Source organism: Couchioplanes azureus, from assembly GCF_014648355.1.
GTDB lineage: Bacteria > Actinomycetota > Actinomycetes > Mycobacteriales > Micromonosporaceae > Actinoplanes > Actinoplanes azureus.
This window is the reverse complement of the sequence record NZ_BMQY01000045.1, coordinates 1-699: the sequence shown is the minus strand read 5'-3', so window position 1 is coordinate 699 and position 699 is coordinate 1. Positions and strand designations below refer to the sequence as shown.

The 699-nt window shown below is 66.0% G+C and carries 1 protein-coding gene; it reads right to left on the bottom strand.

Annotation, left to right across the window (positions count from 1 at the left end; genetic code table 11):
* Positions 1-699, bottom strand: a 699-nt coding sequence (locus IEY99_RS33800) for an acyltransferase domain-containing protein (protein ID WP_189208196.1), incomplete at both ends; no start/stop codon positions are given.

Sequence of the window (699 nt, the reverse complement as noted above, 5' to 3'; positions counted from 1 at the left end):
ACCACCGACCATCGCCGACAACACCCCGTCCGGACCCACCTCCAAGAACCGCTCCGCCGCCGTAGCAGCAATACCGTCAGCGAACCGCACCGCCTCCCGCACATGCCGCACCCAATAACCCGGATCGGTGAACAACACCGACTCGACCCGCCCAGTCACATTGGAAACCAACGGAATCGACGGCTCCCGCAACGTCAGCGTCTCCACCACCGCCGAGAACGGCCCCAACATCGGATCCATCAACGCCGAATGGAACCCATGACTGACCCGCAGCCGCCTCACACCCTCAACACCAGCCACGGCCGCCTCCACCGCCGCAGCCACACCCGACAACACCACAGCATCCGGACCGTTCACCGCCGCAATCGACACCCCATCAGCCACCACGATGTCCGACTCGGCCGCCCGCACCGCGACCATCACCCCACCGGCCGGCAACCCCTGCATCAACCGACCCCGCGCCGACACCAACGTGCACGCATCCTCCAGAGAGAACACCCCGGCAACATGCGCCGCCGCGATCTCCCCCACCGAATGCCCGATCACCACATCCGGCCGCACACCCCACGACTCCAACAACCGGTACAGCGCCACCTCCACCGCGAAAATCGCCGGCTGCGCATTACCCGTGGCATCCAGATCACCCCAGTCGATGTCCACACACGCAGTCACCGCATCGAACGCCGCAGCAAACACCGG